The following is a 21711-nucleotide window of genomic DNA, read 5'->3' as shown; positions in this document are numbered from 1 at the left end:
TCAGGCCGTGCTCACCCTGTCGGCTCCCGGCGAGGGGGCCGCGATTTCCATTGAACCCGCCGGTTCGATTTCAATGGAAATTGCGTAGGACGGAGTCCGACGGCGACCGTAATTCCCGCAGGGGGCCGCTACCCGCACCGTCACTCAGAACGAGCCTGGGGGCAGCCCGGGTGTGATCGAACCCAAGATGTGACGCCGGTGGCGTTCTGCGGTGCCGTGGCAGTTGCCGCGTGACAATCGGAAGCATCCTCAAAGCCGCTCGGTGTGGAGCGCGTGTCCCCCCGTCACCGAAGGGATGTGCGTGTGACGACCGAAGCGCTCCCCAGGCTCGTGCTGCCGCAGTGGTTGCCGCGGCTGCTGCGCCCGATACCGATTCCCGCCGACTGGACGCGGGCGTGCGCGGCGAGCATCGGCGTGGGTGCCCCGCAGGTCGTGGGCCTGCTCACCGGCCGGATCGACGAGGCCGTGCTGGCCTCGGTCGGCGCGCTGTGCGCGAGCTTCTCGGACCTGACCGGCTCGTACCGGTACCGGCTGCTCCGGGTGGGCCTGGCCGCGATCCTCGGCGCGCTCGGGTTCGCTGCCGGAGCCGCCGCGCCGGGGCCGTGGTGGGCGGCGGCGATCGTGCTCGCAGTGGCGGTTCCGTCGGTCCTGTCCAGCCGGATGGGCGACCTGTGGTCGTCCGGCGGCGCGCACATGCTGACGTTCTGCGTGGTTGCGACCGGGGAGAAGTCGACGCTGCCGCTCGGCGCGCAGGTCTGGTGGTTCTTCGCCGGTGAGCTGCTGGTGCTCGCGATCATCGCGGCCACCTGGCCGTTCCGCGGCACGGCCCCGGCGCGCGGCGCGGTCGCGGCGATCTTCGAGACCACGCTGCGCATGTTCGACTCGCCGATCACCGCGCGGCAGGAGCTGACGAAGGCGCTCGACAACGCGCACGACGTGCTCGTGGGCGGAGGTTCGATGTCACGCAGCCGCGTGCGCGACCGCCTCTACCTCGTCTACACGTACGCCACGCCCATCGTCGAGGCGTCGGTTTCCTTGGCGCACGCGGTAAAGCAGCCGCCCGAGCGTGCCCGCGAAGCGCTGCGAACGCTGGCGCGTTGCATGCGCACGGGCGACGTCCCGCCGCCCTACCAGCCAGGCGTGGACGAGTCGCCGCTGGTGCGCGCACTCGACCGGGGCATCGCGGAACTGATCGCCGCGTTCCGGCGCACGAAGCATCCGCAGGTGTCCGGCGAACACCACGAGCGGCTCCGGCTGACCTTCGGCCGCTCCACCTGGGCCCAGGTGTGCCGGATGCTGCTGTGTCTGGCGCTCGCGGAGGGGCTCGGGCTGGCGACGGGCATGGCCGAGCCGTACTGGATAGCCCTGACCGTCGCGCTCGTGCTGAAGCCGAACTCCGGCTCGGTCCTCGCCAGGGTCCTGCTGCGCGCGGTCGGCACCATCATCGGCGTGCTCATCGCGTTCGCGCTGATCGCCCTGGTGCCGGCCGGCTGGTGGCTGCTGCCGTTCATCGTCGCCCTTGCCGCCAAGCTGCCCGTCGCGCTCAGCCGCCACTACGGCCTGTTCAGCGCGGTCGTGACGGCGCTGGTCCTGCTGCAGATGAGCCAGAACCAGCAGTTCTTGCCCGCGGCCAGGCTGGTGGACACGGTCGTCGGCTGCGGGATCGTCCTGGTCGTCGGCTTCCTGCTGCGCCCGCTGAACCGGGGTCCGGCGCTGCCGGGCCGGTTCGCGGACGCGGTGGAGGCGGTCTCGGAGTACGTGTCCCAGTCGCTGGCCGGAGTCCACCACGGCCGCTCGGCGCTGCGCCGCCGCACCTACCGCCAGCTGGCGGATCTCCGCGCAGCCCTCCAACAGCAGCTGATGGACCCGACGGCAGCGGCGGAGGCCGAACGCTGGTGGCCGGCAATCATCCTCCTGGAGCGGGTGGTCGACGCCGCCACGGAGAAGGCCGTGCGGAACGAGCCCCACGACCTCCAAGAAGCCCAACGCCTGGTGTCGACGATGCGCACCACGACCCGCCAACTCCGCACGACCCAGGTACCTCCCGCGGAACTCCGCGAAGAACTGGAGCGGATCTACACCGGCGTCGGCTCGTGAGCGGCTGAAGTGGAACGGGCAGTGCGTGCCGCCCAATCCGATGGTGGTGGCGCGCTCGAACCGGAAGCCGTGCTCGCCCGGGTCGATAGCGTCGCAGAGGTTGGAAGTCGAGTTCCGCAGTTTCGTGGTCGTGTTTGTGCGTGGTGGCTGGGCGTTGTCAGGGGTGGAGGCTGGGGCCGGCGTAGAGGATGAAGGTGTGGTCGATGCCTTGTTCCGGGGTGCCGGTTTCGGGCCCGAAGCTGGTAGGTAGCTCGGATTCGGTGTAGCGGTCTTTGCTGGCCAGGTAGATTCCGATGGCCCAGCGGTCGGCTGATCCCTGGTAGCGCAGGCGCAGGATCGGTGTGGGGTCATGGTGGCCGGGTAGGACGGCGCTGACGTAGCAGAACTGTCCGTGGTGGCGCACGACGGGCTCGCCGAGGTCGGGCCAGCCGCGGGTGACGTGCGCGGTGATCCGCTGGGTGACGGCGGTGCGAGTGGGCTCGCTGGGTGTGTCAGGCACTCTGCCCATCATGGCGCCCCGCAGTTGTGGCTGCGCGGGGTGGTGGTGTGTTGCGTTCCTTGGGCGGTAGCCGGCGTCGGATACGGCGATGATCTTGCCAGGGTCCTGGGCAGCGGTGCTGGAGATGTTTCGTCCGGTGTTTCGCCGTCGAGGCACGTTCACTCTGTTCACCGTGCTTGCCACCGGGCTGGTCGCGCAGACCGGGCGGCGCAGCGTTGGCGATGCCGCCTATCACGGGCGGCAAGCAAGCCCTTGAACCCGCCCCTTCGATTTCAATGGAAATTGCGGGAGACCCTGGAACCCAAGCCGTCCGCGGGCGGCCGGGCTTTTCCGCTCGGCGCAGGTGATCAGGTGGTGAGTGCGGCGATCGGGCGCGTACGGGTGGCGCGCAGGGTGGGGAGGAGGGTGGCGGCGAGCGCGACCAGGAAAGCGCCGCTCGCGATTGCCAGGTACATCCACGGCGGCCCCGACGGGACCGGCGACCCGGTCTTGACGATGCTGTACGGAACCGCGGTCACCGCGGCCGCGATCGTGCCGAGCACGACCGCGATACCGGCCGAAACCGCGCTCTCCACCGCCACCACGCCCAGCACCTGCGGCCGCGTCGAGGCGGTCAGGCGCAGCAGCCCGAACTCCCGGTGCCGGTTCCGGGTCGCGGCGATCAGGGTGTTCGTCACTGCGATCACGCAGAACATGATGATCATCGCCACCACGAGGTAGTTGGCGGCCGCGAACTGCGGCCCCATGTCGTTCGTCTGGCGCGCGGCGCCGAGCACGCTGTCCTCCGTGCTCTGCATGTACAGCGTTCCGGCGGCGATCCCCACGAGCACCACCAGCGGCCCGACCAACGTGCCGGCCCGCGCCGCGCGGGCGCTGAGGTTGCGGATCGCGAGCCTGCCCACGCCGCTCGGCACCCATGCCGCGGCACGACCCGCCGCTGCCACCACGGCGGGGCTCAAGAGCGTCAGCCCGATCGCGATGCCGATGCACGCGGGTCCGGCAGCGGCCGCGAGCATCGGCCCGTTCGGCATGAACAGCGTGCCGATCCCGGCACCCAGGCCGACCGCCAGGAAACCCGTTGCCACGAGCAGTTTCGGGCGGGTGACCGAGCGGGCGAAGCTCGAACTGTCGGCGCAGCACGAATGGGAGATCTACGTCGAGCACCCCTGGGTGCCGCAGCTGTTCGCGCTGACGACCCGGCCGCCGATCGCGCCCCGGATGATGGCCTACACGGACTGGCGGATGCGGGCCGTCGACGGGATCGGCCTCGACTTCGAGACCATGGTCCGGGCGGCGATCATGGTCTCGGTGCATACGCAGAGCGCGGCGCTCTCCCTGGCGCGCGAGATGCACGCGAAGGACACCCGGGAGCACTGGCTGGGCGTGCGGAGCGCGAAGCTCCAGGAGGTCTTCGACGCAGGTGAGCTGACGATGATCGCCCGCTTCGGCGCCGAATCCGTCCAGGCCTCGGAACCGGCCAGCATCTTCGAGTTCGGCCTCCAGCGCCTGCTCGACGGTGTCGCCGAATTGATCCCGGAGTGAGTTAATCCCGCTTCTCCGCAACGCGTTTGGCTTCGCATCCAGAAGCTCGCAGATCGAGTTGGCCGTTCGGCCTTTCGTTGCCCAGGGCGGTGCTCCCGGCGGTGCGGGGTCCGGTCTTGGCTGGAACCGGCAGGCTCCGCCGATCTCGCAGGTCTCGGGGCTGCCGGGCATCGGCCGCTCCTGTTGCGGCGGGCGGAACCCCCGCGGTTCAGGCGATTTCGTGGAGGGTCGTGTGGAGTTGTTCGGTGGCTTCCCAGATGTCCACGTAGCGGAGCCAGGACGGGGCGAAGCTCAGGCGGAGCAGGTCCGGTTCGGCGTAGTCCACCAGCACGTCGCGGACGAACAGCGCGTCCGCGATCCGCTGGGCCCGGTCGTGCCGCAAGGTGATCTGCGCGCTTCGGCTCACTTCTTCGGACGAGGTCGCGACCTCGATCTGCGCGTCCGAACAGAAGTCGCCCAGCCGCTCCAGGAAGAAGTCCACCAGGCCGGCGGTCTTGGCCGCCAGCGCCCTCGGCGACACACCATCCAAAATGGACAGACCGGCGCACAGCTCGGCCACCGAGAAGCTGGAGCCGGAGCCCGCGAACCCGCCGGCCAGCGGGTGCAGCACGCCGCCCGTGTCGCAGGTGCCCGTCGAGAACGCGTCGCGGAGCCGGCCGGCGACGAAGCAGTACGACGGCGCCCCCGCGCCGCCGCCGAGGTACCGGTGGCCGCAGCCGATGGCGAAATCCGCGTCCCAGCTGTGCAGATCAACGTCCAGCGCCCCGGCGGAACCGCTCAGCTCCCACAGCGCCAGCGAGCCGTGCCCGTGGATCTCGGCGGTGAGAGCGGCGGCGTCGCGCACGCCTCCGAACCGCTCGTCGGTGTGCGACACGGCGACCACCGCCACTTCGTCCCACGGCAGCAGGTCCAGTTCGTCCCTGCTGTGGAGCAGGTGCAGCCGGCCGCCGATGAATTCGGCGGCGGACCGCGCCAGCCAGCAGTCGGCGGGGAAGCAGTCCTTGCCCACCGCGAGGACCGGCCGGTCCGGGCGCAGCCGGGCCGCCGCGAGCAGCGCCTTGAACAGGTTTATGGACGGCGTCTCGGCAACGGTGATCTCGCTCGGCGCGGCACCGATCAGCGGCGCGAGCGCGGCCGCAGCGCCCCGGGCCTCCCCGCGCCAGTCGGATTCCCCGCGCGGGCGCCCGGTTCGCTGCTCCCAGCGGTGCTCGACGAACCGGCGCAGCCGGGCGGGAGTGGTGCGCGGCAGCGGTCCGCCGCTGTTGCCGTCGAGATGGATCAGGCCCGGCGGCAGGTCGTAGCGGACGCGCAGGCCGGCGAGCGGGTCGGCCCGATCGAGCGCCTCCGCCGTCGGCCTGGTGCTAGTCCACACGAGTGAAGTAATACCGCATTACTCGGCGGTAGGTAACGGGTGGCGGGGTCGCCGCCGAACATCGGCCCAGGTCATGGTGCTCTCGGCGCAGCGTTTTGCGCCGTTTGGCAGGGTTCGGCCGAAGTCCTGCCGATCACGAGCTCGACCGGCACCAGCTGGTGCCGCGGTTCCGGTGGCCGCCCGTCGACCAGGCCGAGCAGCGTGCGCACCGCCGACACTCCGGCGTCATCGGCCGGGACGTGCAGCGTCGTGGCGTCCGGCACGGCGAGGCCGAGCTCCGCCAGATCGTCGGCGCAGCAAACGCTGAGCTGGTCCGGAACCCGCACGCCGAGCGTGGCGAGCCGGTACAACAGGCCCAGGAAAAGGGCGCTGTTGTACGCGACGGCGGCCGTGCACCCGCTCGCCACCAGCTCGTCGGCGACGCGGTTGCCCGCCTCGAAGGTCGGCGGCAGCGGGCCGAACGCGACGACTTGTTGCCCCGATCCGCTGCGCAGGCCCTCCAGCCGGCGCGGGTCCGTCCACGAGCCGCGCGGCCCGCCGAGGTAGGCGATGCGGCGGTGGCCCAGCTCCGCGAGGTGCGCGCCCATCTCGTGCAGCCCGCCCGGGGTGTCGATGACCACCGACGGCACGCCGCGCATCCGCCGGTCGACCAGCACCAGCGGCACGTCCGCGGCGCCGAACAGCGAGGCCGGGCCGCGCGGGGTGATGGCCACGAAACCGTCCACCCGGTCGCGCAGCCGGTCGATCAGCGCGCGTTCCCGCTCCGGCGATCCGTCGCTCACCACGACCAGCAGGTCGTTCCCGGCTTCCTCGGCCGTGCGCTGCGCGCCCGATCTGGGGCGCCCTGCGGCCCGATTACCTGCAGTACGTCCGGGTCGCGCGGGAGCGCGGCACCATCCTCGACGGGCACTGCCCGAACCTCTCCGGCGAAGAGCTCAGCAAATACCTCGCCACCGGCATCGACTCCGACCACACCAAGAACACCCCGGAGATCGCGGTCGAGAAGGCGCGCCTCGGGATGACGGTGATGCTGAAAGAGAAGTGCCTGCTCCCGGAGGTCGTGTCGGCGTTGACGGCGTTGCCGCAACTCCCGCCGCTGTGCCTGGTGACCGACGACCTGGCGGCCGACCACATCGCCGCGAAGGGCCACCTCGACCACATTGGACGGACGGCGGTCGCGGCCGGCCTGCCGCCGCTGGACGCGCTGCGCGCGCTGACCTGGAACCCCGCGCAGCGCTTCCGCAAGTACGACCGGGGCGTGGTCGCGCCGTCGAAGCGCGCCGACCTGCTGCTGCTCGACGGCGAACTGGCCGACTTCGCGGTGCACACGGTGATCGCCGGCGGGGCAGTGGTGGCCCGCGGCGGCGAGGCGACCTACCCTGCGCCGGACGTCGCCGACCACCCCTTCGCCGATTCCGTGCACATCGCCGAGATTGCGCCGGACGAGTTCCGCTGGCGGCTCGACCTCCCCGACAGGAAGCACACATTCCGCGCCCTGCGGGTGAATCCGGTCGACACCTATACCGAAGCGGCCGAAGTGCAGCTCGAAGTGGTCGACGGCGAAGTGCAGTGGGAAGGCCATGTCGCGCTGCTCTGGGTGCGCAACCGCCACGGACGCCCCAACACCGCATGCGTGCCGGTCATCGGCATGCCCCTCGGCGACGGAGCCCTGAGCACCACCTACGCCCACGACAGCCACAACTTCGTGACCCTCGGAACGACCCGGCGAGCCATGCGAGCCACCGCGGAAGCGGTGCTAGCCGACGACGGCGGCGTCGCGGTCGCCCACGCCGGAGGCGTGGCGGCGCGACTGCCGCTGGCCGTCGGAGGCGTCATGTCGGCGGAGCCGACGGCGAACGTCATGGCGGGCAGCCGCCGAGTGCGCGAAGCGCTCGAGGCGTGGGGGTGGCGGCACGCGAACCCGTTCATGAGCGTTTCGACGCTGACCCTCGCGGTCTCGCCCAGCGTCAAGATCACCGACCTCGGCCTGGTCGACGTGCTCGCCCGGGACTGGACCCCCCAAGTCCTCGACTGCTGCCACTGGCCGGCGAATTCTTCCGAGCGAGGGGCACCCTGGCCGACTGTGCCGTCGACTGTGCCGCCGACTGCGCCGGTCTAGGTTGCCCTCACTGGGATTGGGCTGCGGCTGCGTTGGCTCGGTCGATGGCGGCCATGTGCTCCTCCGCCCACTCGCGGAGGGCCGCGAGCGGGACTTCAAGCGATCGGCCCAGGTCGGTGAGGCGTGAGCGTCGAGGACCTGCTGCGTGAGCTGGCGCCGCAGGTCCTCGGTGGGCTCGTCCGCCGGTACGGCGTCTTCGACTCGTGCGAGGACGCCGTACCGGAGGCGTTGATCGCGGCCGCACTCCAGTGGCTGGATGCGGGCGTGCCGGACAACTCGCGAGGCTGGCTGACCACCGTCGCCTCCCGCAAGCTGGTAGACCAGATGAGCGCGGTGATTGGACTGGACCTGCGGAAACGTGGCTGCGGTGCTGTGTCGGGCGGGTGGTTCACGAGTCTGGGGGTATTGGCGGTTGTCGGCCTCTGCCAAGGTGAATGTTGATCTACTGGCTGGGGGAAGCGTGGTCGAGAAGTCGGACGGCGTCGGCAACGAGGTGGCGGCTCCGGTGCAGGGGCCGGTGGTGCAGGCGGGCGCGATCCACGGGGACGTGCACTTCCACCGTGCCGGTGACTCCGTTGTGCCGAGGCAACTGCCCGGTGCGGCGCGGCATTTCGTGAACCGTGCGGTCGAGCAGGACATGCTGACCACGCTGTTGGCCGGGGAGCAGACCGACGGAGTCGTGCTGCTGTCGACCATCGACGGCACCGCCGGGGTGGGAAAATCGACGCTGGCGGTGCACTGGGCGCACCGGATGCGCGACCGCTTCCCGGACGGCGAGCTGTACGTCAACCTCCGTGGCTTCGACCCGATCGCCGAACCCATGACGCCGGACGAAGCCTTGGGCTTTTTCCTCGCAGCTCTGGGAGTTGCGCCAGAGCGCATCCCGCCGAGCGACGACGCCCGAGCAGCGATGTTCCGAAGCCTCGTGCACAACAAGCGAATGCTGGTTCTTCTCGACAATGCTCGAACCGTCGACCAAGTGCGGACATTGCTACCGGGAACGCGAACCTGCCTGGTTCTGGTGACAAGCCGAAACCGCCTCGACGACCTCGTTGTCCGGGAAGGCGCGACTCCCATGACTCTCGTGGTGCTGACAGAGCAGGAATCCCACGAACTGCTAGCCCATTACCTGGGCCAGGACCGGCTGAGTGCTGAACCGGAGGCTGTGGCGGAAATCGTGGCGCACTGCGCCGGTCTTCCTCTTGCACTGGGCATAGTCGCGGTCCGGGCAGCGGAGTTCGCGGACTTCCCGCTGGACGAGCTGGTCGAGGAACTCCGCAATGAACGCGAACGCCTAGATGCCCTGGATACGGGTGGTGAAACTGGCGTCCGCGCGGTCTTCTCTTGGTCCTACCGGTCGCTTTCCGGCGAAGCAGCCAGGATTTTCCGTCTGATGGGCCTGCCGACCGGCCCGGACATCGGTGTGTACGCCTTGGCCGCACTCGCCCACAGGACCAAGCGTGACCTCCGTCGGCCACTGGCGGAGCTCGTGCGCGCCAACCTCATCGAACAACCCGAGCGCGGCCGATACCGCTTCCACGATCTGCTCAGGTCCTACGCCGCCGAATGCGCGGCTACTGATGAGTCAGTAGACGCCCGCCAAACGGCCATCCGCCGTTTGCTCGACTTCTACCTCCGGTCGAGCGCGGCGGCGGATCAGCAGACGACCGCGCGTGCTAGGCATTTCACCGCTGTAATACCGAAATCCGAAGTCATCGGGCTCGACTTTGATGAGAACGAGGCAGCGGTGGCGTGGTGGGAAACCGAACGACATAATCTCCGTGCTGCTATCAAGCAAGCGGCGGCGTTGAACTTGCTTGAGCACTCCTGGCAGCTACCCCGCACCTTGATGTACCTGTTCCACCTGCGTGGTTACACCAACGACTGGATCGAGACCTACGACATCGGGGTCGACGCAGCTCAAAGGCTCGGCGATGAATCAGCTCTGGCGATCCTGCTGTATGAGTTGGGAATCGCGTACTACGACCGCAAGGACTTCGATGCGGCGGCGCGATACGCGGAGCTGTCCTTTCCTCGCTTCGACGCAATCGGAGACCGACACGGCCGGGCCAAAGCTTTGATCGCGCTTGGGCACGCCTTGATCGGCACTGACCAGCACACAGAAGCCGTGCAGCCGCTTCAGCGTGCCCTTGAGATCGTTACGAGAGGTGAAAGACGCCTATTTGCAGGCACTAGCGCACGGTGCGCTGGGGCTCCTTTATGCCAAACTTGATCGGTTCGAAGAGGCGTACCTGCACTTCCAGCAGGCGCTGCGATTCGATCGCGAAGTCGGCGCAGAGATGGGCGTGGGATTCGTACTGAACAACCTTGCAGACGCGTACTTCGCCTCGGGTCGAATCGATGAGGCGATCAAGACGCACCGACAAGCACTGGAGCTTCGGCGCAAGATCGGGCACCGGCAAGGCGAAGGAGCGAGTCTTCGTTCGCTTGGCAAGGCTTTGCGGTATGCCGGGGACTTGCCAGGGGCACGGCGCGCGCTACAGGAAGCGTTGGCAGTCTTCGATAGCCTCGGGCAGGCCGAAGCAGCAGACGTGCGAGCCGACCTTGAAGCGTTGCCTGCTGTTTGACCGATGCCACGAAGCTTACCCGCTGTCCTGGGCCGCCGGCTTGACTGCCGCCCCCCGCTGGCAGCAGCCGGTTGATGACCAGCCCGGCCGCACTCCACATCCCGCACATCGTGCGCCGCCGTCTGGCAGATCAACCCGGCACACAGCGCAGTGAACGTTGCGAAGGTCGGCGCGATGAAACACGACCGCAACACCTCCAGCAACACACGCAGCGACGCGGGTAAAGGTCTCGGGATGGAGCATCGGCGGAATCTCTCCCCTCATCGGGCGCGGTTACTAGGCACCGCCGATGCTCCTATCATGATCACCTCAAGGTCACGCCGCCGTGCCGCGCCCGATCATCAAAACCGCGAAAGCCTGGGCAACCCAAAAGACTCACGACCCGGTGACCAGCGGCAAGGCCAATACCTCAGCACTCGAACCGCTCACTCTTGACGGAGGCAACGAATTCGGCCCACCGAGCCCGGCCGACGACGAAGAACCCGCCATCCCGGTCCTTGGTATCCCGCACAGCGGTACCGCCGGATAACCACCCGACCTCAACACAGTTGCCGTTCGGGTGGCTGTAGGTGGACTTCTTCCAACCCTGGACCGTGGTCATCTCGCGTGCTCCATCCCGTCGATGATCTCTGCGATAAGTTTCGCCGTGGTGTCTGGGCTACGGGAGATTTTAAGGATGCTGTCGATTGCATGCCGATACGCCTGAACGTCGTCTTCATCCGGAACGAAGGCGCCGGAGCTGTAGTGCTCGAAGTGCACGACCGAAGGTGCATCTGGGAAGTCGTAGAGCACGAACGGCCCAACCAGTCCCGGGTGCCAGCCGATTCTCGGTGGCACCACATGGACCGATACGTTCTCCCGCGTGTTGAGGTCCAGCAGATACTGGAGCTGTTCACGCATCGTCTCGGGTGCGCCGATGTTGTCGCGAAGGGCGTCCTCGCCGATCAGCGCTAGGAAATGCACAGGGTTCTTGCGCACGACGACCTCGCGACGGGCGATCCGCAGCATTACGCGGGATTCAACCTCATGAGCCGGTAGCCCACCCACAGTCGAAATCGCGCGGGCGTACTCGGAGGTCTGCAGCAGCCCAGGAATGACCGATGGTGCCCACTCGACGATTGACGAGGCTGATCGTTCGCACTCCACGGCACCTGCAAGTTGGTGCGGTATTCCTGGCATGCCAACGGTAAGCCAGTTCGGCTCGCTGGCGTGCCGCGCCAGCTCGACCAACCGTTGCTTCTCCTTGCCGGTCACCCCGGCGGCGGTCAACAGCGAGGCGACGTCCTCCGGAGTCGGCACCCGGCGTCCGGTCTCCCAGTGCGACACCGTGCCGTGGCTTAACCCCAGGCGTCTGCTCAACTCGCGCCCGCTGACGCCCGAACGCTCTCGGACGGTGCGGATGGCTGCTGCAAGCGCGCGAGCGCGTGGTGTCACGCCGTTTGTGTCTACAGGCACGAGACACATCGTAGGCAGATTCAACTACCAGGCACTTCGCCTAATCGTGTAATTGATCAGTGTCTACTAGACGGGCAATCTGGCTACAGACAGCGCCGAACCTGTTTCGCACGTTCGACTTCGAGCCAGAGAGGCAGCATCGATGCATCCGTTCGACTGGGTTCCTGCGGAAGGTGAGCGGCACGCGAGCCTGGATTCCCGCCCGGGCGGCGGTTATCCGACCGGCATGGCGGTGTTGACGTTGTGCCGGAAGCAGCTGTCGGCGGACAACTCGCAGCTGGGCTGGCTGTGGTCGACCTGCCGTGACTGCAGCGCGGAGGCGCACCGCATCGCCGCAAGTCAGGCGTCGGTGGTTCCGGGCGAACGGAACTTTCGCGCCATAGAACGAGGCGAATGTTCCGTTCGCTTCAACACGTCCCAGCCGAAGCCGCCACGCAGTGGGCGCTGAAAACGCAGGTCTCGCCGTCCTGTTGCGGCGAACCCAGTGGCTGCTCGATGACCTCGCGTTCCAGGTCGGCGCGGGTCACCGCGACGCCGAAGCCTTCGAGGCCGCAGCCACGGCATTCGACGAAATCTCCTTGCTGCTCAGGGAAACAGCCCCGACCGCGACCATCACCGAAAGGTCATCCGAATGCTCACCACGCTCCCGGTCATCGTCGCAATCGCCGCCGCTGCGGCCTTCTTCGTCATCGCGTTGTACTGGAAGTCCGACCGTCCCCAACACGCCGGAGGCGGCGAAGGTGCCCTCACGGTCTGGCAGCTGATAGCCCACGTCGAAGCCGAGCGACAACAGCGGGAACAGGGCGGCAGGCATCGCCTCCGCGAACCGGCCGATGCCCACGATCCACCGCGAACCTCCACACAGGACGCTCCTGTCCGGCCGTCACCGGAGGTCCAACGCCGGATCCTAGAAGCCCTCCACCGCCTCTGACAACCCGAAACCTCGGGCCCGGAAGCCGACGTGCCCCCGATCTCCGGCGCCGGGTCCCTGCGGGCCGGTCGGTGCGTTCCCCTTCCCACGCACCGACCGGCCACGCCCGAAGTTCCGTCCCTGCTGCTCAGGCCCGCGAGTACTTCGCCGTTTCTGGTTCGCCGCCCTGTCCTCGCTACTCCCACGCCGCCGGCACGACATCTTCCCCGTCCAACCCGCAACGATCCTCGCCTGGCACCGTAGATTCATCGCAAGGAAGTGGGACTACAACGCACTCCGACGCCACACCGGACGGCCACCTACCCATTCCGACGATCAAGAAACTCGTCCTTCGCCTGGCCCGCGAAAACCCGCGGTGAGGGCACAGAAGGATCCAGGGCGAACTGGTCGGACTCGGACATCCGATCGCCGCATCGAGGGTTTGGGAGATCTCGGACTCGGCCGGCATCGATCCCGTGAACGACCAGGGTACAGGCGGGGCGCGGACGCCGACCGAGTTCGGCTTCGGCCGCCACCAAGCTTTTCGGGTCGACGTGCCGGAGGATGTCGTCGAACACGCCGCGCAGACGCTGCTCGGCCAGGCGTGCGACGTCCTGCTCGGTCATCCCGGTGATGCCCGAATCGTTGGACACCGCGGTCGAGGGCGTGGACGTGCGTGCCTGCTTGCGGAGGTGGCTGAACAGGAACTTCCGCGCCAAGCCGAGGTGCGCGGACGAGCACCGGCCGGTCGCGCGCCACAGCGACCGGGCGGCCATGGTGGTGGCGGCCAGCCTCGCCTTGGTTGCCGCGTCAACCTCGTCGCGCAGGTCAGATCGCCATGCCTCGCGTAACTTTTCCGCCAGCGACGGTTGTCCGATCGCCTTCTCGATGGCGTGGACGTCCGGCGCCAGCAGCATCGGATACCTGCGGCGAACGTCCGCGAGGTAGTTCGGGCACTTGAGCCCGAGCATTACGTCCCGCTTGATCCACTCGGCCTCGTGGGGACCGCTCGGCGCCTCTGCACCGTCCTCCCAGGGGACACCGAACTGGCGGATTCCATATATGAAGACGTCCGCGGACATGCCCCCGGCGCGGTTGCCGGCCATGCTGAAGATCCGCATCTGATCCTGCATCTCCTCCATGGCCGCCGTAGCCACGGCGAGCCTGCCCGGCGCGTCAGGGGAGTCGACCGGGAGGTCGCCGAAGACCACGGGCGCGAGTGCTACGTTGGCGACCGCACCGAGAGCGGCGGACTTCTTGAACAGGAGCCACAGGCTTGCCTCATCTGAGGTTCCGGTCCACGTCCTCGTCCGCTGATCGTCGAACACGCTCGGCAAGGTCGCGGCGACGGTATCGTCCACCCGGACTTCGACCGTTGGTGCGTTCCAGGTGATCGTGGACACGAACGTCTGCCGTGGTGGGTGACCCACACCCGATCGCGTCGCGAGATCCGCGTAGTAGTCACGAAAAGTGCGTCGGTGCGCACCTACACCAAGCCTGCCGAGCAGGTGGGCGACGTCGTGACCGCTTTCCGTCGCGACCCTGGCGACAGCGCTACCGCAGAAACCCAGATCAACCAGGAGGCGTCGAGCGTCCACCTGGGTGAGGTCCACAACGTCCGGGAGGTCGGCGAGCACTGCCGAATCGATCTCGGCGAGGAACGCGGAGGACACGGAGTCGTCATCCAACGCCCGTTTCGTGGCTTCTGGTAGACGTTCGAGCGTCCACTCGCCAACTTTCTTGATGACATCCGGTGAGATCGGTCCAGCTGGCAGGGCACATAAGGAATCCACGCACATGGCAATCCTTGTCAAGGAGATCACATAGTTCGCTGACCGCAAAGGTCCACGCTCGAGCGGGCGGTTCCGTCAGTCGACAGTGTACTTTGCGGTACACGCCGGAGGAATAGTCAAGATCTGTGGATCAAGCTTTTCTAGGCGGTGGTGGATGGGCAGGGCTAAGGCAAGATCGCGCTGAGTGGTCAACTCAGTTCGTAGGGTTGCCGGCCGGTTTGGCGTGCTGGGCTGGGAAATGGAGGATGGCCTCCTTCTGGGATCATGGAGATTGCGTATAACCAAACTCCAGGCCATCCGTTGTCATTTCTCATGGCTCGTCATGGGCGTCGTTTCCGGGTAGCGTCGGCGGTGACGATGCCGATCTGGCGGAACTGATGAAGTTGCTCGGCAAGGTGCCGGATCGCCGTAAGCGGAAGGGCCGCGTGTACAGTCTGGCGTTCCTTCTCGCGGCGTCGTTGATCGCAGTGCTGGCGGGCGCGTCGGATTTCCGGCAGATCGCCGACCAAGTCGCCGATCTGCCGGCGTCGTTGCTGCGGGGACGATGGTGCTGGTTCCGCGGCTTTTTCCGTGTCCCGGATACGTCCACGATCCGGCGCGCGCTGGAAGATGTCGATGTAGCGAAGCTGGAAGGACTGATCGGGCCGTGGCTGCTGCGTCATGCCCGGCCTATCCCGGGCGGCACGTTGCGACTGGCTATCGACGGCAAAGTGCTGCGCGGTTCGTGGATCGGGGATCACGAGTCGTTCACGCTGTTCTCCGCGATGATCCACTGCGATGGTGTCACCGTCGCCCAAGTGGCCGTTCCCCCGGGAACCAACGAGATCACCCAGGTCACGGCCCTGCTCGACGGTGTCTCCCGCGGTGTGGACGACCGTGTGGTGGTCACCATGGACGCCGCGCACACCCAGCGAGAGACCGCCGAATACATTGCCGGCGAACGCGGATTCGACTACGTCATGACAGTAAAGGGAAATCAAGCGGCGCTTAAGAAAAAGATATTCGACCGCGTTCTTCCGCTCTTGCGGAAAACACCGCATCATGTCGTCGTCGATGACACCCACGGCCGGATACGCCGCTGGACTACCTGGATTACCGACGCCGACGGAATCGATTTCCCGCGCGCGCGTTCCGTAGCCTGCGTCAAACGAGAAGAAACAACCTTTTCCGGAGAACTCGTCAGCAAAGAGCGCGCCTGGATCATCGCCAGCCAGAACACCGCCATAGTCACCGCCGAAGACCTACACGACCAAGTCCGCGACCAATGGGGAATAGAAAACAAAAGCCATCACGTCCGTGACACAACATACCGTGAAGACGCGCAACAAATCTATACCGGCCCCGGCGCCCATATACTGGCAACATTACGGAATACCGCGATATCAATGCTTCGCATAACCGGACACAACGACATTCGCCGGACAATCGAATGGATCAGCAGAGACCGCACACGAACACTTCCCGTCCTGTCACTCCAAGTTGCTGGGCACAACACACGGTGATCTTGCCTTTGCCCTGGGTGGGTGGGACGTGGCCGAGGGCGCTGTGCGGGTTGAGTCGGACCGGGGCCCGGTGCCAGCGTTTCGGCGGGTCCGTTTCTAAGAAATAACCCCGGAGTTCCTGCCAGGCGGACACGTCAGCTTGGTCAGCCATCCCTGGGCCACGGCGTCGATGCTGCTGTCGCTGCCGGTGTTCAAGGAGTCCTGACATGGCCGACGCTCGGCGATGGAAGAACGAGCTGCAGCTGCGCCGGGCGGTCAGACACCCCATGATTTTGTTTGTCAAGCGGCGGCTTGCTGGTCTCGGTTGTGGTGTGCCCAGGCGGTGTGTTCGTCGTAGGTGCTCCGGGTCTTGAGGCAGCCGTGCAGGATGCCGACGAGTCGGTTGGACAGCTGGCGTAAGGCGGCGTGGTGGTTCATGCCGCGGCCGCGGAGCTCGTCGTAGTAGGCGCGGGCGCCGGGTGAGGCGCGGAGGGCGCAGAAGGCCTGCTGGTGCAGGGCGTCGACGAGCCGGTCGTTGTGGACGAAGCGGGCCAGCACGGTCTTCTTCTTACCGGACTGGCGGGTGATCGGGCTGGTGCCGGCGTAGTTCTTCCGGTTCTTCGCGCTCGCGTAGCGGTCGGCGTCGTCGCCGAACTCGCCGAGGGCCCGGGCCCCGAGGATCTGTCCCATGCCGGGCTGGGACAGGTAGATCTCAGCGTCCCGGGCTCGGCCAAAACACGCCTGCACCTGCTCTTGCACGGCGGCGATCTCGGTGTTGAAGGCAGTGATCACGCTAACCAGGGACCGCACCGTCACCGCGTAGGCGGCGGCCACGGCCGGCGGCTGGGTCAGGTGTTCAGTGTGCAGCGCGGTCTGGATCGCGGTGGTCTTCTCGTCCACGTTGCGGCGCCGGGCCCGCTTGAGCGCGCCCGTGATCTGCGCGCGTGACACCCTGGCCGCCTGGTCCGGGTCCGGTGCCCGGCCAAGGAGTTCCAGTGCATCCGGGGCGAGGAGATCGTCGAAGGCTTCCAGCGCGGCGGGGAAGAACTCGCGCAGCGCGGTGCGTAGCCGCAGCATGTGCCGGTGCCGGTCCCAGATCAGCGTCTGGTGCGCCCGCGCCACCACCTTCACGGCCTGGGCCTGCTCGGTGTCACCGGCGACCGCGCGTAACTGATGACGGTCGGTGCGCACCATGTCGGCCAGGGCGTGCGCGTCCCCGGCGTCGCTTTTGGCGCCCGAGGTGCCGTGCCGCTCCCGATAGCGCGCCACCTGCCGCGGGTTGATCGCATACACCGTGTACCCGGCCGCGATCAGCGCCTGGACCCATGGACCTCGATCAGTCTCAATCCCGATCACGACCTGGTCAGGCTCGGCGCCCTCGGGCAGATGCTCACCGATCAGCGCGTGCAGCCGGGCAACCCCGGTCACGCCCTCCGGCAGCCGAGCCCGACCCAGCCGCCGACCCGTCTCATCCTGCACCTCGACATCGTGGTGATCTTCAGCCCAGTCATCTCCGACGAACAACACATACCCTCCACACGGTCAGCATCGTGTCCTGAGCAGCGCGGAAGAGGAACACCGGCGGCCTAATGGTCCAGTGCTCACGCCAGCCTTCGGCGGGCACGTCACCCCATCAGTGGTCACGTCCTCCCCACGACCAGCGGGGGCACGGTCTGACCTTAGGCATCGAATGCCTGGCGACGAGAGTGCTCACTCACTGGCCGCTACCGGACCCGAGTCTGCCCGGTGGCCGACCCGGTAGCTCCCATTAGGCGACTCCTGCGCGAGCTTGATATCGGGGCACCACTCGATGTGCGGGAGCTGTGCCGCCGACTCGGAGGGCATCGGGGCAAGCGGATCCAGCTGGTGCCGTACCCGCTCCCGGTGCCGGGTGCGTTCGGGATGTGGTTCGGTACCGCCGCTGCCGATTACATCCTGTACCAGGCCGAAACCACTACATGGAATCGCTCGACGACCCTGCCTCGCCTGCACACCAAGCCACCCAGATCTGGGAAGCCATCAAGCGGAGGGAAAGCAATGCAGCGCCGGTATCTGCGGCATCGGTGATCGCACCACCAACAGCGTCGGGAATGGATGCCGACGTCAATGTCCTGTTGGCGCTCGCGCGCGAGTTGGCCGTGCGGTAGTGGTCAGCGCTTCTCGTCGGGCTGGTCGCGTTCCAGCGACTGCAGGTGATCCAGCAGGCCTTTCAACACGCCACGGTGCGCCGGAGAGAGCTGCCCCGAGCGCAGCGCGATTTCGCGCACTCCTGCGTCGCTGAGCGACGACAGCAGGCTGCGAGTACCTCTCGGTGTCGACGCCGTCGCCGAAGTAGACGACGTTGACACCGAAGTGCTCGGCGAGCTTGGTCACCAGCCCCCATGCCGGCGTTGCCGCTTCCCACTCAGCAGGTCATACAGGTGCTGCTTGCTGACGTCGATCGCGGCGGCCACCTCGGGCACGGAATAGCGCCCGCCATCGGGTCGGCGCACGACCTCGAACAGGCGCTCCAGCTTGGCGGCGAACGTGCTCTCGCCACCTTTGGCTATCTCGTCGGCCACGTCCCCCACCTCGTAACGCGTCCAATCTAGCGGTGATGTAGAGGCTGTTTTGGAAGGTGCTGGTGTGAAGTGAACGGACAGTGATGATGTGTGTAGTGACGCCGCTGGTGGGTCTGACCCTCGAACGGACTGACGGCTTGCCTGTCCTGGAACGGATCTGTCGGCCTTACCGGGCGTTGCTACGCACGCGGCCGGACGGGCGTTTGTGACCTTATAGGAGCTTGGCTAGAAGCCCCGTCACTGTCTTGTCCTCCCGCCCGACCGGCGCGTGCCGCCCCAGGTAACGGACGCAAGGACGGACAGGACCAGCATGACGCAAGAAAGCCCGCGGATCATCGGCGGAGTCGATTCCCATGGCCAGACCCATCACGGCGCGGTGATCGACCAGGTGGGCCGGCACCTGGCCGACAAGGAGTTCCCCACCACCACCGATGGCTACCGGCGGCTACTGGAATGGATGCGGTCGCATGGTGAGCTCGTCGCGATCGGGGTCGAGGGAACCGGTGCCTACGGCGCCGAACTCGCCCGGGTACTCACCGCCTCTGGCATCAGCGTCATCGAGGTGGATCGCCCCGACCGTAAAACCCGTCGCCTGAGAGGAAAATCAGACTCGATCGATGCCTACGCCGCAGCCACCGCGGTGCTGGCCGAACGCGCCACCGGCATCCCGAAAAGCCGTGACGGTGTGGTCGAGGCCATCCGCGCCCTGCGCGTGGCCCGCACCAGCGCGGTCAAAGCCCGCACCCAGGCGATCAACCAGATCCGTTCACTGCTGGTCTCCGCACCGGCGGTGCTACGCGAGCAGATCACCGGCCTGAACACCGCCGCACTGATCACCACCCTGGCCCGGCTACGACCCGGCCAGGACCTGGCCCACCCGCCGACGGCCACCCGCGCCGCCCTGCGCCTACTGGCACGGCGCTACCAGGCCCTCGACACCGAGATCGCCGAACTCGACAACGCCATCGCCCCGCTGACCCAACAGGCCTGCCCGGACCTGCTGGAACTCCGCGGCGTCGGCACCCAGACCGCCGGTACCCTCCTGGCCGCCGCCGGCGACAACCCTGAACGCATGCGCTCCGAAGCCGCATTCGCCCACCTCACCGGAGCCGCCCCCATCCCCGCCTCCTCCGGCCGCACCGACCGCCACCGCCTCGACCGCGGCGGCAACCGCTCCGCCAACAATGCCCTCTACACCATCGTCCTGGTCCGCATGCGCCACGACGAACGAACCCGCGCCTACGTCGAACGCCGCACCCAGGAAGGACTCACGAAAAAAGACATCATCCGCTGCCTCAAACGCTACGTCGCCCGCGAGATCTACCACGCACTCACCACCACCCCCACAACACAACAAACCCCTCCAAAAACCCCCACAACCGCCGCTTGACATCTATAGGAGCATCCGTTTGTGTCGTCTACGGAGGTGGACAGGCCGTTCGCTTCACACCGGTTGGCGAGGCAGAGCCAGGCCACCACCCCTGCTGGGCGGCCAGCGGAGCCGCCAGGCAGAACACAGCCTCGATAGCGACCAAAAGTGCTCACGGCACCTGATCCGCGGAAACGTGGCGGCCGGTTTAGGAGGTCCCGGCGATCGGCAGGCGGGCGCATTCCCGGCAGGCGCGGGCCGCGGAGGCCAGCATCGCGTGCGATGCGACCGTGAGTCCTACCGCGAGTACGATCAGCGGCCATGCGCGGGCCAGCGGCATCGACGTGGCGAACGCGAGCGCGGCGAACGGCATCGCCACGCTGGCCGTGGTGCTCATCCAGCCAACCACGAGCGGGAGCCGGTCCGGCACGGACAGCCAGCGGGTGAGGGCTCCGGTGGCGAACAGCGCCGCCGCGGCGAGCGTTCCTGCGGTTGTCGCGATAGCGGCCAGGATTTCGACCACCGGCGGCAGTTGCCAGCCCTGGCTGTGGCCGGCCGTCCAGGTCAGGTACCAGCAGGTGACCAGGAATCCGACGGTGACGATGAGCGCTCGGGCGGTGTGCCGGGTCTGGGCGATGGTCAGTTCCTGCTGGCAGCCCGGCGCGAGCTCGGCAGGTGTCCCGAATTCGCGCACCGCTGCCTGGAAAGCGTGCTGGTAGGGCAGGTCTTCGCCGGTGTGCGCCGCTACTGCTTCGGCGAGCCCGTCGCGGATTTCCTCGACCAGCCGGGATTTCGCGCGCGCCGGGCCGTGCAGGGCGGCAGTCAGCTCGGCGACGTAGTCATCGATGAGGTCTGCGTTCACGCGGTGCCCCGGGACGACGGGTTGAGGACTGCGCCGATCGCGATCGTGAAATCGTCCCAAGCCGTTCTCTCCTTGGCCAGGTTGCGCTGTCCGGTGTCGGTGAGCTCGTAGCAGCGCCGCCGCCGCTCGCCCACGGTTTCCCAACTGCTGCGCAGCGATCCGAGTCGTTCCAGCCGGTTCAAGGCAGGGTAGATCGTGCCCGTGCGCAGTTCCAGCGCTCCTCCGCTGCGGTGTTGGACGGCGGTGATGATCGCGTAGCCGTGCAGCGGGCCGTTTTCGAGCACGGCCAGCAACAGTCCGTCCAGGTGTCCTCGGACCGCATCCACCCTCATAGGTTGACAGCCTACACAAGTGCGTAGATAGCGCATATATTGGCAACCGACATGTTGGTAGACAACTTATCTAGCTGAGGGGTCCGCGGTGACCAAGCTGCTGCTGTCCGTGCACGTCCTCGCGGCGATCCTGGTGATCGGTCCGATCGCCGTCGCCGCCTCGCTGTTTCCCCGCTACGCCCGGCAAGTCGCCGACGATCCCGGTCGAGCCGCCGGCGTCGCCACGCTGCTGTACCGGATCTGCCGCGGCTACACGGTCGTCGGGATCGCGGTCCCGGTCTTCGGCATCGCCACCGGCGCCCAGTTCGGCGTCCTCACCGACCCGTGGCTGATCATCTCGCTAGTGCTGACCGTGATCGCCGCGATCATCCTCGCGATGGGCATCCTGCCCGGCCAGCAGCGCATGCTCGGGTCGGTTCCGGACCTGGCCGCCACGGCCACCCGGCTGACGATGCTCACCGGAATCTTCAACGTGCTCTGGGCGATCGTCGTGGTGCTCATGATCGTCCGCCCCGGCTCGGCCACGGGAGCCTGACCGTGCGCGCATTGCGGATCGCGGCCGGTGTCGCTCGGCGGCCCGACCCACGGCACGGCCTACCTCGTCGTCATCGCGGCGACCTTCCTGGTCCCGGCCCCGCCGAACGCCAGATGGCTTGCCGTCATCCCGGGAATCGGCGGACTGCTCGCCCTCCGGCAGATTTCTCGCGCCTAGTGCGGAGACCACGAACGTT

Annotated in this window: 24 protein-coding genes and 2 pseudogenes; 13 read left to right on the top strand and 13 right to left on the bottom strand. The window is 67.4% G+C overall.

The window, feature by feature from the left end; genetic code table 11:
• Nucleotides 1-303 precede the first annotated feature (303 nt).
• The gene (locus tag DL519_RS28975) at nt 304-2097 is read left to right on the top strand and encodes an FUSC family protein (RefSeq protein WP_190819480.1); all 1794 of its coding nucleotides are present in this window, start codon (nt 304-306) and stop codon (nt 2095-2097) included.
• Nucleotides 2098-2254: 157 nt separating this feature from the next.
• Here DL519_RS28975 and DL519_RS28970 read toward each other — a convergent pair whose 3' ends face one another.
• Nucleotides 2255-2596, bottom strand: a complete 342-nt coding sequence (locus DL519_RS28970) for a hypothetical protein (protein ID WP_223839670.1) — start codon at nt 2594-2596, stop codon at nt 2255-2257.
• A gap of 88 nt (nt 2597-2684) precedes the next feature.
• Here DL519_RS28970 and DL519_RS47410 point away from each other — a divergent pair, with 88 nt between their 5' ends.
• Nucleotides 2685-2852, top strand: a complete 168-nt coding sequence (locus tag DL519_RS47410) for a hypothetical protein (RefSeq protein ID WP_223839667.1) — start codon at nt 2685-2687, stop codon at nt 2850-2852.
• A gap of 91 nt (nt 2853-2943) precedes the next feature.
• Here DL519_RS47410 and DL519_RS28965 read toward each other — a convergent pair whose 3' ends face one another.
• Nucleotides 2944-3681 carry an ABC transporter permease gene (locus DL519_RS28965; protein ID WP_190819478.1) on the bottom strand — a complete coding sequence of 246 codons (738 nt, stop codon included), beginning with the start codon at nt 3679-3681 and terminating at the stop codon, nt 2944-2946.
• A gap of 16 nt (nt 3682-3697) precedes the next feature.
• Between DL519_RS28965 and DL519_RS28960 the strand changes: the two genes are divergently transcribed.
• On the top strand, nt 3698-4138 hold the full coding sequence (locus DL519_RS28960; protein WP_190819476.1) for a TetR/AcrR family transcriptional regulator C-terminal domain-containing protein: 441 nt from the start codon (nt 3698-3700) through the stop codon (nt 4136-4138).
• Nucleotides 4139-4346: 208 nt separating this feature from the next.
• Here DL519_RS28960 and DL519_RS28955 read toward each other — a convergent pair whose 3' ends face one another.
• Both DL519_RS28955 and DL519_RS28950 read right to left on the bottom strand, forming a co-directional pair.
• Nucleotides 4347-5510, bottom strand: coding sequence for a kynureninase/PvdN C-terminal domain-containing protein (locus tag DL519_RS28955; protein WP_190819474.1), 1164 nt, complete (start codon nt 5508-5510; stop codon nt 4347-4349).
• A 71-nt stretch (nt 5511-5581) separates the two neighbouring features.
• Nucleotides 5582-6331 (bottom strand): annotated as a pseudogene (locus tag DL519_RS28950) (LacI family DNA-binding transcriptional regulator); the annotation flags it as partial.
• Between DL519_RS28950 and DL519_RS28945 the strand changes: the two are divergent.
• The 4 genes and pseudogenes from DL519_RS28945 to DL519_RS28930 all read left to right on the top strand — a co-directional run bounded on the left by DL519_RS28945 (nt 6280) and on the right by DL519_RS28930 (nt 10217).
• A complete protein-coding gene (locus tag DL519_RS28945; protein WP_190824274.1) occupies nt 6280-7629 on the top strand; it encodes an adenine deaminase C-terminal domain-containing protein in 1350 nt (449 codons plus the stop codon). The pseudogene DL519_RS28950 and the gene DL519_RS28945 overlap by 52 nt on opposite strands.
• A gap of 123 nt (nt 7630-7752) precedes the next feature.
• Nucleotides 7753-7956: pseudogene (locus tag DL519_RS28940) on the top strand (RNA polymerase sigma factor); the annotation flags it as partial.
• A 310-nt stretch (nt 7957-8266) separates the two neighbouring features.
• Nucleotides 8267-9862 (top strand): ATP-binding protein, encoded by a 1596-nt coding sequence (locus DL519_RS28935; RefSeq protein ID WP_190819472.1) that lies wholly within the window; start codon nt 8267-8269, stop codon nt 9860-9862.
• The gene (locus DL519_RS28930; protein ID WP_190819470.1) at nt 9798-10217 is read left to right on the top strand and encodes a tetratricopeptide repeat protein; all 420 of its coding nucleotides are present in this window, start codon (nt 9798-9800) and stop codon (nt 10215-10217) included. The genes DL519_RS28935 and DL519_RS28930 overlap by 65 nt, the downstream gene beginning before the upstream one ends.
• A gap of 409 nt (nt 10218-10626) precedes the next feature.
• On the opposite strand, the gene DL519_RS28925 is transcribed toward DL519_RS28930, so the two are convergent.
• Together DL519_RS28925 and DL519_RS28920 are read right to left on the bottom strand one after the other, a co-directional pair.
• Entirely contained in the window at nt 10627-10818 is a 192-nt protein-coding gene (locus DL519_RS28925; protein ID WP_190819468.1) for a DUF397 domain-containing protein, read from the bottom strand.
• Nucleotides 10815-11672 (bottom strand): helix-turn-helix domain-containing protein, encoded by an 858-nt coding sequence (locus DL519_RS28920; protein WP_190819466.1) that lies wholly within the window; start codon nt 11670-11672, stop codon nt 10815-10817. Before DL519_RS28920 ends, DL519_RS28925 begins: the two co-directional genes overlap by 4 nt.
• Nucleotides 11673-11814: 142 nt before the next feature.
• Between DL519_RS28920 and DL519_RS28915 the strand changes: the two genes are divergently transcribed.
• Nucleotides 11815-12120 carry a zinc finger protein gene (locus tag DL519_RS28915; RefSeq protein WP_190819464.1) on the top strand — a complete coding sequence of 102 codons (306 nt, stop codon included), beginning with the start codon at nt 11815-11817 and terminating at the stop codon, nt 12118-12120.
• Between the two features lie 75 nt (nt 12121-12195).
• Here DL519_RS28915 and DL519_RS28910 read toward each other — a convergent pair whose 3' ends face one another.
• Together DL519_RS28910 and DL519_RS28905 are read right to left on the bottom strand one after the other, a co-directional pair.
• Nucleotides 12196-12513 (bottom strand): hypothetical protein, encoded by a 318-nt coding sequence (locus DL519_RS28910; RefSeq protein WP_190819462.1) that lies wholly within the window; start codon nt 12511-12513, stop codon nt 12196-12198.
• Nucleotides 12514-12902: 389 nt separating this feature from the next.
• A complete protein-coding gene (locus tag DL519_RS28905) occupies nt 12903-14270 on the bottom strand; it encodes a hypothetical protein (protein ID WP_190819460.1) in 1368 nt (455 codons plus the stop codon).
• Between the two features lie 482 nt (nt 14271-14752).
• On the opposite strand from DL519_RS28905, the gene DL519_RS28900 reads away from it, so the two are divergent.
• On the top strand, nt 14753-15877 hold the full coding sequence (locus DL519_RS28900; RefSeq protein ID WP_190819458.1) for an ISAs1 family transposase: 1125 nt from the start codon (nt 14753-14755) through the stop codon (nt 15875-15877).
• A 279-nt stretch (nt 15878-16156) separates the two neighbouring features.
• Here DL519_RS28900 and DL519_RS28895 read toward each other — a convergent pair whose 3' ends face one another.
• Nucleotides 16157-17383: an IS110 family RNA-guided transposase gene (locus DL519_RS28895; RefSeq protein ID WP_190812993.1), complete on the bottom strand. Its 1227-nt coding sequence runs from the start codon at nt 17381-17383 to the stop codon at nt 16157-16159.
• A gap of 431 nt (nt 17384-17814) precedes the next feature.
• Here DL519_RS28895 and DL519_RS28890 point away from each other — a divergent pair, with 431 nt between their 5' ends.
• The gene (locus DL519_RS28890) at nt 17815-18003 is read left to right on the top strand and encodes a hypothetical protein (RefSeq protein ID WP_190819456.1); all 189 of its coding nucleotides are present in this window, start codon (nt 17815-17817) and stop codon (nt 18001-18003) included.
• Nucleotides 18004-18006: 3 nt separating this feature from the next.
• Here the strand turns inward: DL519_RS28890 and DL519_RS28885 are convergent, their stop codons facing one another.
• Together DL519_RS28885 and DL519_RS28880 are read right to left on the bottom strand one after the other, a co-directional pair.
• A complete protein-coding gene (locus tag DL519_RS28885; RefSeq protein WP_190819454.1) occupies nt 18007-18204 on the bottom strand; it encodes a hypothetical protein in 198 nt (65 codons plus the stop codon).
• A 21-nt stretch (nt 18205-18225) separates the two neighbouring features.
• Nucleotides 18226-18417, bottom strand: coding sequence for a hypothetical protein (locus DL519_RS28880; protein WP_190819452.1), 192 nt, complete (start codon nt 18415-18417; stop codon nt 18226-18228).
• A gap of 310 nt (nt 18418-18727) precedes the next feature.
• Between DL519_RS28880 and DL519_RS28875 the strand changes: the two genes are divergently transcribed.
• Complete coding sequence (locus tag DL519_RS28875; RefSeq protein ID WP_190813148.1) at nt 18728-19807, top strand: IS110 family RNA-guided transposase; 1080 nt, start codon at nt 18728-18730, stop codon at nt 19805-19807.
• Between the two features lie 187 nt (nt 19808-19994).
• Here DL519_RS28875 and DL519_RS28870 read toward each other — a convergent pair whose 3' ends face one another.
• Complete coding sequence (locus DL519_RS28870) at nt 19995-20648, bottom strand: permease prefix domain 1-containing protein (RefSeq protein WP_190819450.1); 654 nt, start codon at nt 20646-20648, stop codon at nt 19995-19997.
• Nucleotides 20645-20980: a PadR family transcriptional regulator gene (locus DL519_RS28865; RefSeq protein WP_190819448.1), complete on the bottom strand. Its 336-nt coding sequence runs from the start codon at nt 20978-20980 to the stop codon at nt 20645-20647. The genes DL519_RS28870 and DL519_RS28865 overlap by 4 nt, the downstream gene beginning before the upstream one ends.
• 88 nt (nt 20981-21068) lie before the next feature.
• Here DL519_RS28865 and DL519_RS28860 point away from each other — a divergent pair, with 88 nt between their 5' ends.
• On the top strand, nt 21069-21515 hold the full coding sequence (locus DL519_RS28860) for a hypothetical protein (protein ID WP_190819446.1): 447 nt from the start codon (nt 21069-21071) through the stop codon (nt 21513-21515).
• A gap of 27 nt (nt 21516-21542) precedes the next feature.
• Nucleotides 21543-21692, top strand: coding sequence for a hypothetical protein (locus DL519_RS47395; protein ID WP_223839665.1), 150 nt, complete (start codon nt 21543-21545; stop codon nt 21690-21692).
• Nucleotides 21693-21711 lie beyond the last annotated feature (19 nt).

Source organism: Saccharopolyspora pogona, from assembly GCF_014697215.1.
GTDB classification, from domain to species: Bacteria; Actinomycetota; Actinomycetes; order Mycobacteriales; family Pseudonocardiaceae; genus Saccharopolyspora; species Saccharopolyspora hattusasensis.
This window is presented reverse-complemented; position numbering and strand designations above follow the sequence as displayed.